Origin of the sequence: Leuconostoc gasicomitatum LMG 18811 (assembly GCF_000196855.1) — a bacterium.
GTDB classification, from domain to species: Bacteria; Bacillota; Bacilli; order Lactobacillales; family Lactobacillaceae; genus Leuconostoc; species Leuconostoc gasicomitatum.
In genome coordinates this window covers 473,027-487,233 of sequence record NC_014319.1, presented here as the reverse complement: position 1 = coordinate 487,233, position 14,207 = coordinate 473,027, and the positions used below count along the sequence as shown (strand labels likewise).

At 37.9% G+C, this 14,207-nt stretch carries 12 protein-coding genes, 1 tRNA gene and 1 other annotated feature; of the genes, 8 read left to right on the top strand and 5 right to left on the bottom strand.

Annotated features, from left to right (window positions below; genetic code table 11):
• Positions 1-6 precede the first annotated feature (6 nt).
• Positions 7-2,670, bottom strand: coding sequence for a cation-translocating P-type ATPase (locus LEGAS_RS02430; protein WP_010387618.1), 2,664 nt, complete (start codon positions 2,668-2,670; stop codon positions 7-9).
• A 297-nt stretch (positions 2,671-2,967) separates the two neighbouring features.
• Positions 2,968-4,812 (bottom strand): DUF2207 domain-containing protein, encoded by a 1,845-nt coding sequence (locus LEGAS_RS02425; protein WP_010387620.1) that lies wholly within the window; start codon positions 4,810-4,812, stop codon positions 2,968-2,970.
• Between the two features lie 207 nt (positions 4,813-5,019).
• Between LEGAS_RS02425 and LEGAS_RS02420 the strand changes: the two genes are divergently transcribed.
• The 6 genes from LEGAS_RS02420 (at position 5,020) to LEGAS_RS02395 (ending at position 11,068) form a co-directional block, all read left to right on the top strand.
• The gene (locus tag LEGAS_RS02420; RefSeq protein ID WP_013231280.1) at positions 5,020-5,688 is read left to right on the top strand and encodes a YoaK family protein; all 669 of its coding nucleotides are present in this window, start codon (positions 5,020-5,022) and stop codon (positions 5,686-5,688) included.
• Positions 5,689-5,737: 49 nt separating this feature from the next.
• Positions 5,738-6,004: a binding site (T-box leader), on the top strand.
• Between the two features lie 106 nt (positions 6,005-6,110).
• Complete coding sequence (locus LEGAS_RS02415; RefSeq protein ID WP_010387624.1) at positions 6,111-6,962, top strand: MetQ/NlpA family ABC transporter substrate-binding protein; 852 nt, start codon at positions 6,111-6,113, stop codon at positions 6,960-6,962.
• A 42-nt stretch (positions 6,963-7,004) separates the two neighbouring features.
• The gene (locus LEGAS_RS02410; RefSeq protein ID WP_010387626.1) at positions 7,005-7,847 is read left to right on the top strand and encodes a MetQ/NlpA family ABC transporter substrate-binding protein; all 843 of its coding nucleotides are present in this window, start codon (positions 7,005-7,007) and stop codon (positions 7,845-7,847) included.
• 71 nt (positions 7,848-7,918) lie between these two features.
• Complete coding sequence (locus tag LEGAS_RS02405; protein ID WP_010387627.1) at positions 7,919-9,250, top strand: M20/M25/M40 family metallo-hydrolase; 1,332 nt, start codon at positions 7,919-7,921, stop codon at positions 9,248-9,250.
• 40 nt (positions 9,251-9,290) lie between these two features.
• Positions 9,291-10,370 carry a methionine ABC transporter ATP-binding protein gene (locus LEGAS_RS02400; protein WP_013231279.1) on the top strand — a complete coding sequence of 360 codons (1,080 nt, stop codon included), beginning with the start codon at positions 9,291-9,293 and terminating at the stop codon, positions 10,368-10,370.
• Positions 10,371-10,372: 2 nt separating this feature from the next.
• Positions 10,373-11,068 carry a methionine ABC transporter permease gene (locus LEGAS_RS02395; RefSeq protein ID WP_010387629.1) on the top strand — a complete coding sequence of 232 codons (696 nt, stop codon included), beginning with the start codon at positions 10,373-10,375 and terminating at the stop codon, positions 11,066-11,068.
• 147 nt (positions 11,069-11,215) lie between these two features.
• On the opposite strand, the gene LEGAS_RS02390 is transcribed toward LEGAS_RS02395, so the two are convergent.
• The 3 genes from LEGAS_RS02390 to LEGAS_RS02380 all read right to left on the bottom strand — a co-directional run bounded on the left by LEGAS_RS02390 (position 11,216) and on the right by LEGAS_RS02380 (position 13,729).
• Positions 11,216-11,923: a GntR family transcriptional regulator gene (locus LEGAS_RS02390; RefSeq protein WP_010387630.1), complete on the bottom strand. Its 708-nt coding sequence runs from the start codon at positions 11,921-11,923 to the stop codon at positions 11,216-11,218.
• The gene (gene nagA / locus LEGAS_RS02385) at positions 11,923-13,068 is read right to left on the bottom strand and encodes an N-acetylglucosamine-6-phosphate deacetylase (RefSeq protein WP_010387631.1); all 1,146 of its coding nucleotides are present in this window, start codon (positions 13,066-13,068) and stop codon (positions 11,923-11,925) included. Before nagA ends, LEGAS_RS02390 begins: the two co-directional genes overlap by 1 nt.
• Before the next feature lie 142 nt (positions 13,069-13,210).
• Positions 13,211-13,729, bottom strand: a complete 519-nt coding sequence (locus LEGAS_RS02380) for a phosphatidylglycerophosphatase A family protein (RefSeq protein ID WP_013231277.1) — start codon at positions 13,727-13,729, stop codon at positions 13,211-13,213.
• Positions 13,730-13,839: 110 nt separating this feature from the next.
• On the opposite strand from LEGAS_RS02380, the gene LEGAS_RS02375 reads away from it, so the two are divergent.
• Together LEGAS_RS02375 and LEGAS_RS02370 are read left to right on the top strand one after the other, a co-directional pair.
• Positions 13,840-13,910 (top strand) — tRNA-Gln (locus LEGAS_RS02375).
• 85 nt (positions 13,911-13,995) lie between these two features.
• Entirely contained in the window at positions 13,996-14,196 is a 201-nt protein-coding gene (locus LEGAS_RS02370; RefSeq protein WP_010389026.1) for a hypothetical protein, read from the top strand.
• Positions 14,197-14,207: the final 11 nt, after the last annotated feature.

Sequence of the window (14,207 nt, the reverse complement as noted above, 5' to 3'; positions counted from 1 at the left end):
TCTTGATTATCCTTTTTTAAAAATTTTTCGTTGTATGAGTTTTACTATCTCAACAATAATTATAATACTTATTCCCGCAAATAACACGATTGCCCATTGATAACTATCTAAATGAGAAACATGGAACACTGGGTTTAGCGCTGGAATAATAACTACTGCTGCCATAACAATTAGTGAACCAAGTAGTGCCCAATTAAATAATTTGTTTTGGAAAGCTTGTTTTCCAAGCATTGAACCATAAACTGACTTCACGTTAATGGCGTTAAACATCTGCATCAGACCCAATGTCATAAATGACATTGTCAATGCATCACGGTGTGCTTCTGCATCGGCTAGGTGAACTGGATAAGCTAAAGCAAAGCCATAAACTGATAATACAATCACAGCTTGCAAAATGCCTTGCCAAACAATTGCTGCGCCGACGCCGCCCGACAAAAAGCTTGCACTACGTCCTCGTGGTTTTTGTGTCATCACATCTTTTTGTGCTGGCTCAACACCTAAAGCAATGGCCGGCAACGTATCCGTGACTAAATTAATCCACAAAATCATGATTGGTGCTAAGATATGCCAACCTAAAAGTGTCATCACAAAAATTGAAATTACTTCAGCTAAATTAGATGCTAACAAGTACTGAAGTGCCTTTTGTATGTTAGCAAATACTTTTCGTCCCTCTTCAACAGCATGGACTATTGTTGCAAAGTTATCGTCAGCCAAGACCATATCTGAAGCACCCTTTGATACTTCTGTGCCTGTGATACCCATGGCAATACCAATGTCTGCTGTTTTCAGTGCTGGTGCGTCATTAACACCATCACCAGTCATCGCTACAACTTTACCCTTCTTTTGCCAAGCGCTCACAATTTTAACCTTATGTTCTGGTGCAACACGTGCATAAACACTGTATTTATGCACATTTGCTGCGAACTCGTTTTCAGTCATATTGTCCAAGTCGGATCCTGAAATGACAGCTGTTTCTTTGTCTTTTTCATCCAAAATACCTAGGCGAATCGCAATGGCGGCAGCCGTATCGCGATGATCTCCTGTGATCATCATAGAGCGAATACCCGCTTTTTTAGCCTCAGCCACAGCTTGTGCAACTTCTGGACGTTCTGGATCAATCAACCCCGTAAATCCAGTAAAGACTAACTCATTTTCGACTAACTCTGATCTCATCTCTTCTGGTACTGCATCAGTCAATTTGTAAGCAAACCCTAATACACGTAAAGCTTGTGTTGCTAATTCTGAATTAATTGATAATAACTTGGCACGAATGTCATCTGAAAGAGCCACAATGTTGCCAGCCATTTCGATCTTTGTGGCCCGCTTCAACAGCTCATCTGGGGCGCCTTTAACAGTTATAATATACCCATTTGGTGCTGGGTGAACTGTGGACATTAGCTTACGCTCTGAATCAAAGGGTATCTCCGCTAAACGTGGCATCTCCCTAAATAATGTGTCAATATCACGCTGATGGTTTTCATTGAAGGCAATTAAGGCTGTTTCTGTTGGATCACCGATATAGCCATTTTCAGTCCGTTTCGTATCATTATTTAGAGCTAAAATATCTGCCAAACGACCAAATGTACCTGATAGTGGTTCAGTAGTGGCTGCATCGGATATTTCTGCATTAACAACAATCTTTTCAACTGTCATTTTGTTCTGAGTCAATGTCCCTGTTTTATCGGAACCAATAATATCAGTTGATCCCAATGTTTCAACGGCTGGTAATTTACGTATCAAAGCATTACGTGCTGCCATACGTGTTGTACCAAGTGCTAGGGTAATTGTTACAATGGCAGGCAATCCTTCAGGAATAGCCGCCACAGCTAGTGAAATTGACGTCAAAAGCATATCAATAATTGTCTCGCGGCCACGTGCTAAGCCAACAACAAAAGTAATAGCAGCAATGAATAAAATCAAGTAGGTTAATATACGACCCAATTTGATCAGGTTTTCTTGTAATGGTGTTTTAGTGTCATCTGAAGATTCCAACATACCCGCAATATGGCCCATTTCAGTTGCCATACCTACACCGACAACAACACCAATACCCCGACCATAAGTGACATTTGTATTCATAAAGCCAAGATTTGCACGATCTCCCAATGGTAAATCAGTCGCTGTTAAGGTCGTAGCTACTTTATCAACTGGGACAGATTCCCCTGTTAACGATGCTTCTTCTATTTGTAATGAGGCCGATTCGATAATACGAATATCAGCAGGTACAATGTCACCTGCTTCTAAGCGGACCACATCTCCTGTTACCAACTCTGTTGATTTGACAGACATATCTTTGCCATCACGAATGACATTAGCATTGGGCGTAGACATTTCCTTTAAGGCATTAATCGCATCTTCTGCCTTAGCTTCTTGAAATACACCAAAAACGGCATTGATAATTACAATTGCCAAAATAAAGATGGCATCCACTAGTTCACCAGTAAAAGCTGCTACAACAGCTGCTACTAATAGAATCGCAATCATAAAATCTTTAAATTGATTAATGAATTTTTGAAAAAGTGTTGTTGAAACAGCCTCTTTAAGTTGATTCGGACCATCAGCAAGAAACCGCTGGTTCGCTTCGACTTGTGTCAAACCGTTCTTTTCATCTGTTCGTAAATCAGACAACACTTTCGTGACATCTTGATTATATAATGGCTGTTCTGCCATAATTTCCTCCTACGCATATTGCGTCCTTATACTCTGTGGGTTACTTCAAATAAAAAGACTCATGCAAATGTAACTGAACAAATTTGTGCCAGCCATTTACATGAGTCTCACCATTTAAGATAGTACCGGAACAAGTCGTTCGATATAAGCAATAAAGTATTGCTCGCTTTGACGGTATTATCGCGGAAAATCCGCCAGTTACTCCCTCAGGAAATATTATAAATTTATTGTACCAAAACACACGGCTAGACGCAAGTTTTGACTGCTCACTATCCTGATAATACGGACTGGCAAATTTTAAAAGGCACCACCGCCACCGCCGCCACCGCCGCCGGAATAACCACCAGAAAAACTACCACCGTTGCCGGAAACATTGCTCTCAAAACCAGCATTAGTTTGAATATTATTAGCCAAATTTACTGACCAGTTAGCTCCAAAACTACTATATATCATATATACTGGTAAATTAATCACTGATATATTAGCATCTTCAGACCAAAGTTTAAGTGTCTTTGCTACCTGATTTGCTTCACCAAAAATAACGGCATAAGCAAGTAATTTGTCCCATAGCTGTACATCAAGTACTGTTTTATTATCAAGATTTGCAATATCATGTAGCATCGCTGCAAAACCTGTCCACTGCCATTTTTCGGTGACACCTTCAGGAACAGTGAAAAATGTCGTTGATTGTTGTTTTAAAATTAGTAAACCTACAAGGCTCATAATAAACATACCACCCGCAACTAACCATAATTGCCAAATGTTACTATAGTTTGCCATGAATAACAGCCCAATGATAGCACTACCGCCAACAATAACTAATAATGACATCATCAAAATTTTAGTACTGGACACTTTATTTGTCGTCACTGAATCAATGATGCTGTCCTTAGCTTCAGCAGCGCTAATTTCGCGTTGAAAACTAGCGATACCGTTATGAATACGTTTTGACACACGTGATTCTGGTTTTTGAAACTCATATTGATACACATCTACTCGTTTTTTGCCAAAAATCATGTCAATTAACAAACTTTCAAATTGACGTAAACCGCTGTCGTCGACTACACGATAAACTGCATGATCCACATCACTAACATTCTGATAAGTAATCATAACTTTTTTTCGGGCGATTAAGTCCATTAAAGTGGCTACTATAACTTTAGATACATCAGCTTGTTGCTTAATGCGGGCGTTAATTAATGCTGGTCCCAAGTCATTTGGTATGTCATAAATGTGAACAGTTTCTATATTTATGCCACTCTTTTGCTGTGCATGACGTAATTGACTTCGAATACGGAACTTGTACCACACAATTAATGCAAACAGCGCTATAAAAGCAATCGGCAGCACAATAAAACCACAAATAGCAATCATTCGCAATGTTTTATTATGCTTGATTGTCCGTTCTGCTTCTGATTGCGATATGATTTTTGCGCGATGACCTGGCTGAATATTTGTGTTCAATGGCGTTTGCGACTTATCAAAATAGGTATGTAACTCTAACGTATGATTTGCTTTAACGCGTGCTGTTGTTACACGCAATTCTGCACGCTTTTTATTGATAGTCAGATGACCAATTGAGCTGCTGTGCACCCAACCTTTGAATATCTTTGCCGGTTGTTTAGGTAAGAACACAGTAATTTTAACATTTTCTAATGCTTGATCCCAATTTGAAATAATCCGCCAATTAAGTTCAGAGACATCGTCCCAATTTATAATGAGATCTTTTAACCGATAGGTATATCTGACCGTAATGTCGTCGTTTGCTTTAATTGGATAATAGACTTTTTCCTGCACACTTGAAGGCGTCTCTGACGTCACATACCCAATATTTTCGTCACCAACTCTTGGCGCAATTGGTCGGGCCTTTTCACCATTACGAGCAACGGTAATCGTTTGTAGTCCTCCCCACTGGTATGGCTTATTCCCATCAATAGGTTTTGTTAAACTTTCTTTTAGGTATATGCCATTCATATCATCATCAAACTTGTAAGTCACGGTCTTATCAATATCCGCCGTACCATTTTTTGTAATATGGACTTCTTGTTGGTAGTTTGTCACGCGATAATCTGCTTGTACAATTTCCAAACCGATCAATGATGTCAGTATTGCGGCAATTATAAACTTAATAAATGTCCTCATATTTTCCCCTTATTGCTCATATTATAACAAAAACTGGCCCTCAAACCAATGAATTTACCTGCCTGACAGTTGTTTTATTTAAAAACGATCGGCCATTCAAAAAAAGCCAACGTCACTTGTCAAAATAGCGTAAAATAAAAAAGTAAATTTTATTTGGAAGGAACAACAAGATCATCATCACTGATGATCTTGCTTACACTTTTTATCATGTCTGAAATCAGCACACATCCTATTCAAGAACGCCTACCAATTGCCCTCTTGCTGGCTACCAATTCCGGTTTCGTTGATGCTTACACTTTTCAGTATCACGGCGAACGCTTTGCTAGTTTACAGACAGGTAATATTATTCAAGCAGGTATCTCACTTGCCAGAGGCCAATTTAATTATGCCTCAAGCTTTCTATTGCCAATTCTGTTCTTCTTATTAGGCGCAGCGTTTAACAATATTATCAAACATCAATTCAAAGCCAGAAAATTATCCACCCAACAGCATAGTTTGATTATTGAAATAATTGGCATCAGTTTAGTTGTCTTTATTCGCACACAAATATCTAGTACCGTTTTCATCACATTATTGTCTTTTTTCTTAGCTATTCAATTAGATGCCTTTCCAAAAGTGCAAGGGTTACCTTTTACCAGTGTCATGTCAACAGGCAATTTACGTAATGTCGGTGCTAATTTAATCACTTATTTTTATACAAAAAATAGAACAGCCTTGCAAAATGCTAGCCTATTTTCATTAATTATTCTAGCATTTTTATTTGGCGCCTTTATATCCGCATTATTATCAACCTATCTTAAACACTTCACATTACTCGGTTCTAGTGTTATCTTAATGACTATTTTCGGCTTACTTTTTGATTATTCAAAAAAATAGTTGACAAATCTTAAGCTTATGAGTATTATAGAGTTTAACGATTTTAGAAATAAACAAGTTGAACAGAAAAGTAACAGTTAAGCAAAGCATAGAAAGCTAATGGTTGATGAAAATTAGCGTGCGTAAAATTGTGAAAATGACCTGTGATTGGTGTTAACGAATTGGTTTACCATTTAGTTGACAACGTTTTGGCCCGCGTTACTGGGCACACCATTCGGCTAGGATCATCTCCCGATGCCCGATGGTTAGTGAGCAAGCTATTAGTAATATTAGCTTACAACTCAGAATGGTAACGCGCTTTTTAGCCGCTTCTGTATTTAAATCTACAGTAGCGGCTTTTTTGTGTGATAATCACTATATTTTGCTTGTTTATTTTTAAAATCTATGTCGTACCATTACACAAACTATTTGGGAGAAGAATTATGAGTAAATTAACAAATTGGGTTATTGGTGGCGTAGCTGTCATCGCCATTGGCGGCATTGCCTATGCAACCTTTGGACACAAATCTGCTGAGAAATCAAATAACAAAATTGTAACGGTTGGTATTATGTCAGGATCAAAGCAAGATACTGACATTTGGAAGTCAGTGTCTAAAACAGCCAAAGATAAATATGGTATTACCCTAAAATTCAAGCAGTTTTCAGACTACAATCAGCCAAATAAAGCCTTGGCTGCTGGTGATATTGACATTAATGCCTTCCAACACTATGCTTTCCTAGCAGCATCAAACAAGGCAACTGGCGATAAAATTGTTGCAATAGGCGATACCGTTATCTCACCTATTCGTTTATATTCAAATACCTACAAAAAGGTGTCAGAATATAAAACAGGAGATACTATTGTTGTACCAAATGATACATCAAATGAAAGTCGGTCATTATATGTCTTGAAGGCTGCTGGATTGATTGATCTGAAATCTGGTTTAACCACAGCAACGGTGAAAGACATTACCAAAAACCCAAAATCATTAAAAATTAAAGAATTAGCGGCCGATCAAACAGCACGGTCGTTAACAGATGTACAAGGTGCAGTCGTCAACGGAACGTATGCGGATACTGCTGGATTAGACTATAAAAAAGCAATATTTGTTGAACCAATCAATAAAAATTCTCACCAATGGGTTAATATTATAGCAGCTAAAAACTCTGATAAGAACAAACAAGTCTTGAAAGATGTTGTTAAATCATATCATACACAAGCAACTAAAGATGCTATAAATAAAGCCTATGATGGCGTTGAACTTGCTGCCTGGGACACTGATTTTAGTAAATAATCGTTCCTCACTTAACTTAGACATTTAAAATGGAGACTACTTATGAGTAAGAAAACAAATTGGATTATCGGTGGTATCGTTATTGTTATAGCTGCTGGTGCCTACTTAACTTTTGGTCATCACAGCAACAAATCTTCTGCAAAAACTGTCACAATTGGTGTCATGGCTGGTGATAAAAATGAAGATGAGATTTGGAAGTCGGTCAGTAAAACTGCTAAAGATAAGTATGGCATTACATTAAAGACCAAAAAATTTACCGATTATCTCCAACCAAACAAAGCACTTTCTGCTGGTGATATTGATTTAAATGCTTTCCAAAACTACCCCTATTTGGCTAACTGGAATGAACAATATAAAACAAATATTGTCGCAATAGGTGATACTTGGACGACACCACTTCGAATTTATTCAGATAAATATAAAAAAGTTTCAAATATCAAGTCAGGTGACAAAATTACAATCGCTAATGATCCAACCAACGAAAATCGTGGTCTACACCTATTGGCCGAAGCTGGTTTAATTAAAATTAAGGATACAACAAAGGCAACACCAAAAGATATTACTGAAAATCCAAAAAATCTTAAGATAACCCCAGTCGATGGTTCACAAACAGCTTCTTCTCTAACGGATCCAACTATTGGTGCATCTGTTATCAACACAAACTTCGCAAAGTCAGCTAAACTAGATGTTAACTCAGCCATCTACATTGAAAAGTTAAATAAAGACTCTCAACAATACTTTAACTTTATTGCAGCTAATAAAAAGGATAAAAATAATCCAGTTTATCAGGACGTTGTCAAATCACTACAAACAGATAAAACAAAATCACTTGTGAAAAAGTTTTATGGTACAGCACAACTTACTGTCTGGGACTATAAAAAATAAATCATTGATTAACTAAGCAGCAATCTGCAATTCATTTTGCAGGTACATAATGTCTTATAGGAGAAAATACGATGAACATTCGTCAACAATACATGACACTCCTGGAACAACTCGTCGCAATACCTAGCGTCTCGGCTATGGAAACTCATCTGCCAGAAATTGCGACTATTATTGCAAATGAATTTCGAAAACTCGGCGCACAGGTTATTTACGATGATACTTATTTTGCACCCTTTATTCTCGCTAAATTTTTAAGTCGCAATCCCAATGCTAAAACGCTGGTTATTTACAATCATTATGATGTTCAACCAGCTGAACCATTAAACTTATGGCAGTCTGATCCTTGGCGTTTAACTGCACATGATGGTAAATTGTATGGACGTGGTGTTGATGATGATAAGGGTAATCTCACGGCAAGATTAGCTGCTATAGCAGAATATTTAATTGAAAATAACCAGGAACTGCCCATAAATATCACTTTTATCGTTGAAGGATCAGAGGAAACTGCATCACGCTATTTAACAGCATATCTGGCTAAATATCAAGATCAATTACAAGCTGATCTCGTTATTTGGGAATCTGGTGGTAAAAATGCCGAAGATATTATTGAAATATTTGGTGGCAATAAAGGCATTGTTACCTTTGATCTATCTGTCACAACTGCAGCTAATGACTTACATTCATCTCTGGCTGCAATTGTAGATTCTGCGCCAATGCGCCTATCTCGTGCCATTGCCACGTTGTTTGATTCACTTGGAAATATTGCTGTGCCACATTTTTACGATGATGTTGTTGAACCAAACGACCGCGAAAAGGCACTTGTACAAGCATTACCATTGACCAGAGAATCACTTATTGCACAGCACGGCTTAACAGTCCCACTCTATTCTGATCGGAATGGTGACAATCTCAAGGAAACATTATATTTTAAACCAACAATTAACATCGAAGGTATCACATCAGGTTATAATGGTAATGGTGTTAAAACAGTTTTACCTGCCACAGCTACCGCTAAATTAGAATCACGCTTGGTACCAAATATGTCCCCAGACTTAACTTTACAACGTATATCTGATCACCTACAGGCAGCTGGTTTATCCGATATAGTGATCACCAAGACACTTGGCCAACCCGGCTATCGTAGTGATATGTCTGATCCTGAGATATTACGTGTAATAGATGTCGTAGCTAATTATTATCATGTCTCACCGGTGGTACTGCCGACGTCCCCTGGTACAGGCCCTATGGCAATTATTCACCAAAGTTTACAAGCGCCTATTGCAAGCTTTGGCGTTGGTTACGCTGGGACAAAAGATCATGCCCCCAATGAAAACATCCGCTTATCGGATTATAACCAGCATATTGATGTCATTAAAGCACTCATAAAGCGCTACGAGCTGTAATTAAGTATCTTATCCATTGGTTTTAAAAAGGAGTCAATAAATGAGTAACCCCATAATTTCACTGAATCATATCGATGTTACATTTTATCAAAAAAAGCGTACAATTACAGCCGTCAAAGACGTTTCTATCACAATCAATCGTGGGGATGTTTATGGCATAGTCGGCTATTCTGGTGCCGGAAAATCAACATTAGTTCGTGTCATCAACCTATTACAAGAGCCTACTAGTGGTTCTGTTATTATTAATGGTGAAACATTCTTTCAAGCTGATAACGATAAAAACAAAAAAGTACGTATCAAGGCAAATGATTTGCGTAATCGTAGGCGAAAAATTGGTATGATTTTTCAACACTTTAATTTACTCAATGAACGCACTGTCACTGAAAACGTGGCTTTTGCCTTACAACACAGCAAGTTAACTCAGGATCAAAAAAAGTTAAAAGTCACAGAATTATTAAAATTAGTTGACTTAACAGACCGTGCTGAACAATATCCGTCACAACTATCAGGTGGTCAAAAACAGCGTGTTGCCATTGCGCGAGCACTAGCAAATGATCCTGAAATTTTAATATCTGATGAGGCAACTTCCGCATTAGACCCCAAAACTACGAATCAAATTCTAAGTTTATTAAAAAAGCTCAATGAAAAACTTGGTTTAACAATTGTTTTAATCACCCATGAAATGCAAGCTGTGAAAGAAATTGCCAATAAAGTTGCTGTGATGCAAAATGGTGAAATTATTGAACGTGGCTCACTACTTGATATATTTGCTCAGCCAACACAACAGCTAACCAAAGAGTTCATTGAAACAGCAACAAATATTGATAAAGCTATTGCAACAATTTCTGCGCAACCTTTGGTCAAAAATCTTAACGATAATGAACTATTCATCCGTTTGTCCTATGTCGGCGCAACAACAGATGAGCCTTTAATTGCTGGTTTATTTCGTGATTTCCAAGTCACAGCTAATATCTTATATGGCAATGTTGAAATTTTACAAAACACGCCAGTTGGTTCCCTACTTGTTATTCTATCAGGCACAGATGAGCAAATTAAGGCAGCAACATCAACTTTAGCCGATCATCATGTTGAAATTGAAATACTAAAAGGCGGTAAATAACTATGACAAAATGGTTTTCAAATACATTCCCAAACGTCGTTTATCAAGGTTGGACTGGTGATACAGGCTGGTGGACCTCTATTGTTCAGACATTTTATATGACTTTTTGGTCAGCTATTTTTGGTGGTATTCTAGGATTAATCTTTGGTATTGGTTTAATTATTACAGCACCAAATGGCATTGCGCCAAATAAATTATTGTTCTGGTTCTTTGATAAAATTGTTTCTGTCTTTCGTGCAGTGCCCTTCATTATTTTATTAGCATTCATTGCACCTTTTACAAAGTTAATTGTTGGTACTCAAATCGGAACAACCGCAGCTTTAGTGCCTTTAGCCCTTGGCGTTTTTCCATTTTACGCGCGACAAATACAAGTCGCTTTAGCAGAAGTTGATAGTGGTATTGTTGAGGCTGCTCAGTCAGTGGGTGCCTCGTTTTGGGACATTGTCTTTGGCGTTTATTTACGTGAAGGTCGCTCTGAAATTGCTCGTGTGTCGACAGTTACTTTGATTAGTTTAATCGGATTAACTGCCATGGCTGGTGCCATAGGTGCTGGTGGACTTGGTAATATGGCAATTGCTTACGGTTACAATCGTTTTGCGACAGATACAACACTTGTGGCAACATTACTCGTTTTGATTTTTGTCCTTGTTGTTCAACTGATTGGTGATTATTTAGCCAAAAAATTTAGTCATAAATAAGTTTTCAAATATTCGCCTTTGTTACAAAAAATAAACACTTTGAAAGTTACAATAACTTTCAAAGTGTTTATTTTTTATTTGGTAATTACCTGTTCAAAATATAATATATAAAGGTCACTAAAAGCGTTCAGGCTTTAGCACATGATTTTACCGTGTTAACGTAAATTCAAAACGTTCACCAACATAGTAGGAACGTACATATTCAAATGGTTGCTCATTTTGATCAAAAGATACTTGACGCACATTCAATATGGCATCCCCACGTCTAATTTTCAAAAGTTCTGACAAGCGTTCATTCGCCAAAGTTGCTGAAATCGTTTGTTCCGCACGTCCAGGTTGAATTCCTGCTTTTTCTAATGTCGCATACAAAGATTCGGTCAAATCATGGCGTGAAAAATGACTAATTAATTTTGCCGGTAATGTTGTTCTTTCAAGTAAGATAGGTTCATTGTCGCCCATACGCAAACGTTCCATCACCAAAATATCATCATCATCTGCTAATTGCAGGTGCATAATTTCTGATGCAGATGGTGACGTTATTTTATAACTAACTGTCTGTGTTTTTGAAATACGGCCAGTATTAGCCATTAGTTCTGTAAAACTCGTCATGCCTAATGCACGCTCAGATACTTTTTTCTCAGCCACATAAGTACCAGAACCAACTTTTCGTTCTAATAAGCCTTCATCAACAAGTGTCTGAATAGCTTGTCGTAGCGTCATACGCGACACATTAAAAGTTTCTGACAACTCGCGTTCAGCAGGTAACCGTTTCTGCGATTGCCACTCTCCGGCTTCAATACGTGATTTTATTTGATTATGAATTTGAATATAACGTGGTATGGCGGGTTTTGTCATTAATTTTTCCGTGCAAAGCGACGTCCCAATGAATAAGTCGCCTGTAGTTGCATATCTTCCTTATTAAAAATATTAAAGTCGGCATCTTTACCAGCAGACAAGTCGCCTTTTTGCGTTAATCCAAACTCACGCGCTTGATTGACTGAAGTCATTTGCACAGCATCATGAATATCAGCTGATGTAAACCGTTGTATATTACGAAATGCATCATCATAAGCTAGTACTGAACCAGCTAAATGCCCATTTTCAAGACGTGCTTGTTTATCCTTAACAACCACTTTTTGCCCACCAAGTTCTGAGACACCATCTCCTAAGCCTTCAGCACGCATTGAATCTGTCACAAGTTCTAATTGATGCGCACCCTTTAAGCGAAAGGCAATTTCCAACATATCAGGGACAATATGAAAACCATCGGCGATTAGTTCTCCTGTAATTGATGTTTCTAGCATACCATGACCAGTAACACCGGGCTCACGATGATGTAAGGGTCTTTGCGCATTGTACAGATGTGTAATATGCGACGCACGTGAATGTATCAATTGTTCACGCGTAGCGTTTGAATGACCAATTGATGGGATGATATGATGCTTTAACATAAATTCTTCAAAATCAGGTATGCCACCGTTTTCCGGTGCATAGGTTACTAATCTGATACGCTCACCAGATAACGCATACCACTTTTTAAGCAGCTCAGTATCTGGATCAATAATGTACTCTTCCGGTTGCGCACCCATAAATACCTTGTTAATGAATGGTCCTTCCAAATGAATACCCTGAATAACAGGATTAGTTTTAGCAACTTCATTAATGGTTACCAAGGCACGTTCGATATTTTCAGGTGATTGCGTTATTGTTGTTGGAAAGAGTGATGTAATACCCTCAGTAACCATTTTATTAACCATGTCGTTGAGTTTTTCAGCATCACCATCCATGGTATCCAATCCGTAACCACCATGCTTATGCACATCAATAAAACCAGGCACAATGAGCTTCCCAGTTGCTTCTGTGATCAGTTCATCATCGTCTCTTGGTGTAAAGTCAATCATATAGCCGACATCATCAATAACATCTGTGAAGCGTATAAAGGCATCTTTTATATGCTTTGAACCTGTATAGAGATCAATATTTTTTAATAATTTAGCCATGATATAAATATTAGCAAGCACGATACACTCATTGTGAGTAACAAAACAGTGTTTGCCATTCCTCCTATTTATTCTTAACTCTAATTATAATTGGTATAGACCGATTTTGCAAATTTAATCAATCAAAAAATCAAAATAAATTCTAATCATCTAGATTACTGACTGTACGATTGGTCCCAGCTGCATACTTATGGGCAACTTTTGAGGCTGCAGCCGCAGCTAATGCACCAACGATATCATCTGCAAATGTCGTCACTGCTGCCGTTGTTTTTCCTTTGCGATCTAATTCGCCAACTAACCCGACTTTTATTTTATCGATATAACCATAGTTTGTTACACCAATTGTATCAAAAGACATGGCAATCGCAGTGCCCAATGTTTCGTCCACACCAAACAACGTATCATCATTTTCAACCAAATCTTGTAATGGTGATTCTAACAAGTGCGCTTCCGCCAAACGATCTAACTCCAGAGCAACCCATATCTGATGCTGAACGACACGCTTATGTAAGACACTAATGACAGCTTCCTCAACTTGTTCAATAGTTAACCCTGGTACATAGGATTTTTCACTGTCATACCCAATTATAGCAATTTCACGGAGCGTGATATGATGCCTGTTTAATTTTTCAACTGTGTTCTCGTATGTTGCATATTGCATAATTTCTCCCCCTACTGTTTTATCTAGTATATACAAAAAAAGAATATTTAACAAAGGTCATTTTTAGACTTGCAAAACTCACTAAACTTCTGTAAAATAGTTAGAGTAATTGCCCCTTGGCCAAGCGGTAAGGCGGTGGCTTCTGGTGCCACTATCGTTGGTTCGAATCCAGCAGGGGCAATAAAAAAAGCGATCAAATTGATCGCTTTTTTTATTACCCCTGTTAATGATAGACGCGTATAATAATCTTTATCAGGAGGGAATACATGTTTTATTTTTCAAAATTTATAGTTGGTGTCCACGAAGTCATACTTTCTTTCCCAGAAGAAAATCATGCAGAAGCGCTATTTGCAGCGATCACGCATGACCGCGAAACATTGTCTCGCTTCATGCCGTGGTCTGCTACAACACTTACTGTTTCAGATGAACATATATGTACAATTCAATCCCAGCGCCAGTGCGAATAATTAGGAGATAG

What these genes read in the sequence shown, in the direction of transcription:
- LEGAS_RS02415 (WP_010387624.1), top strand. Translation starts at nt 6,111, where the DNA reads ATGAGTAAATTAACAAATTGGGTTATTGGTGGCGTAGCTGTCATCGCC.
- LEGAS_RS02370 (WP_010389026.1), top strand. Translation starts at nt 13,996, where the DNA reads ATGTTTTATTTTTCAAAATTTATAGTTGGTGTCCACGAAGTCATACTT.
- LEGAS_RS02390 (WP_010387630.1), bottom strand. Translation starts at nt 11,923, where the DNA reads ATGACAAAACCCGCCATACCACGTTATATTCAAATTCATAATCAAATA.
- LEGAS_RS02380 (WP_013231277.1), bottom strand. Translation starts at nt 13,729, where the DNA reads ATGCAATATGCAACATACGAGAACACAGTTGAAAAATTAAACAGGCAT.
- LEGAS_RS02425 (WP_010387620.1), bottom strand. Translation starts at nt 4,812, where the DNA reads ATGAGGACATTTATTAAGTTTATAATTGCCGCAATACTGACATCATTG.
- LEGAS_RS02405 (WP_010387627.1), top strand. Translation starts at nt 7,919, where the DNA reads ATGAACATTCGTCAACAATACATGACACTCCTGGAACAACTCGTCGCA.
- LEGAS_RS02420 (WP_013231280.1), top strand. Translation starts at nt 5,020, where the DNA reads ATGTCTGAAATCAGCACACATCCTATTCAAGAACGCCTACCAATTGCC.
- LEGAS_RS02430 (WP_010387618.1), bottom strand. Translation starts at nt 2,670, where the DNA reads ATGGCAGAACAGCCATTATATAATCAAGATGTCACGAAAGTGTTGTCT.
- LEGAS_RS02400 (WP_013231279.1), top strand. Translation starts at nt 9,291, where the DNA reads ATGAGTAACCCCATAATTTCACTGAATCATATCGATGTTACATTTTAT.
- LEGAS_RS02410 (WP_010387626.1), top strand. Translation starts at nt 7,005, where the DNA reads ATGAGTAAGAAAACAAATTGGATTATCGGTGGTATCGTTATTGTTATA.
- nagA (WP_010387631.1), bottom strand. Translation starts at nt 13,068, where the DNA reads ATGGCTAAATTATTAAAAAATATTGATCTCTATACAGGTTCAAAGCAT.
- LEGAS_RS02395 (WP_010387629.1), top strand. Translation starts at nt 10,373, where the DNA reads ATGACAAAATGGTTTTCAAATACATTCCCAAACGTCGTTTATCAAGGT.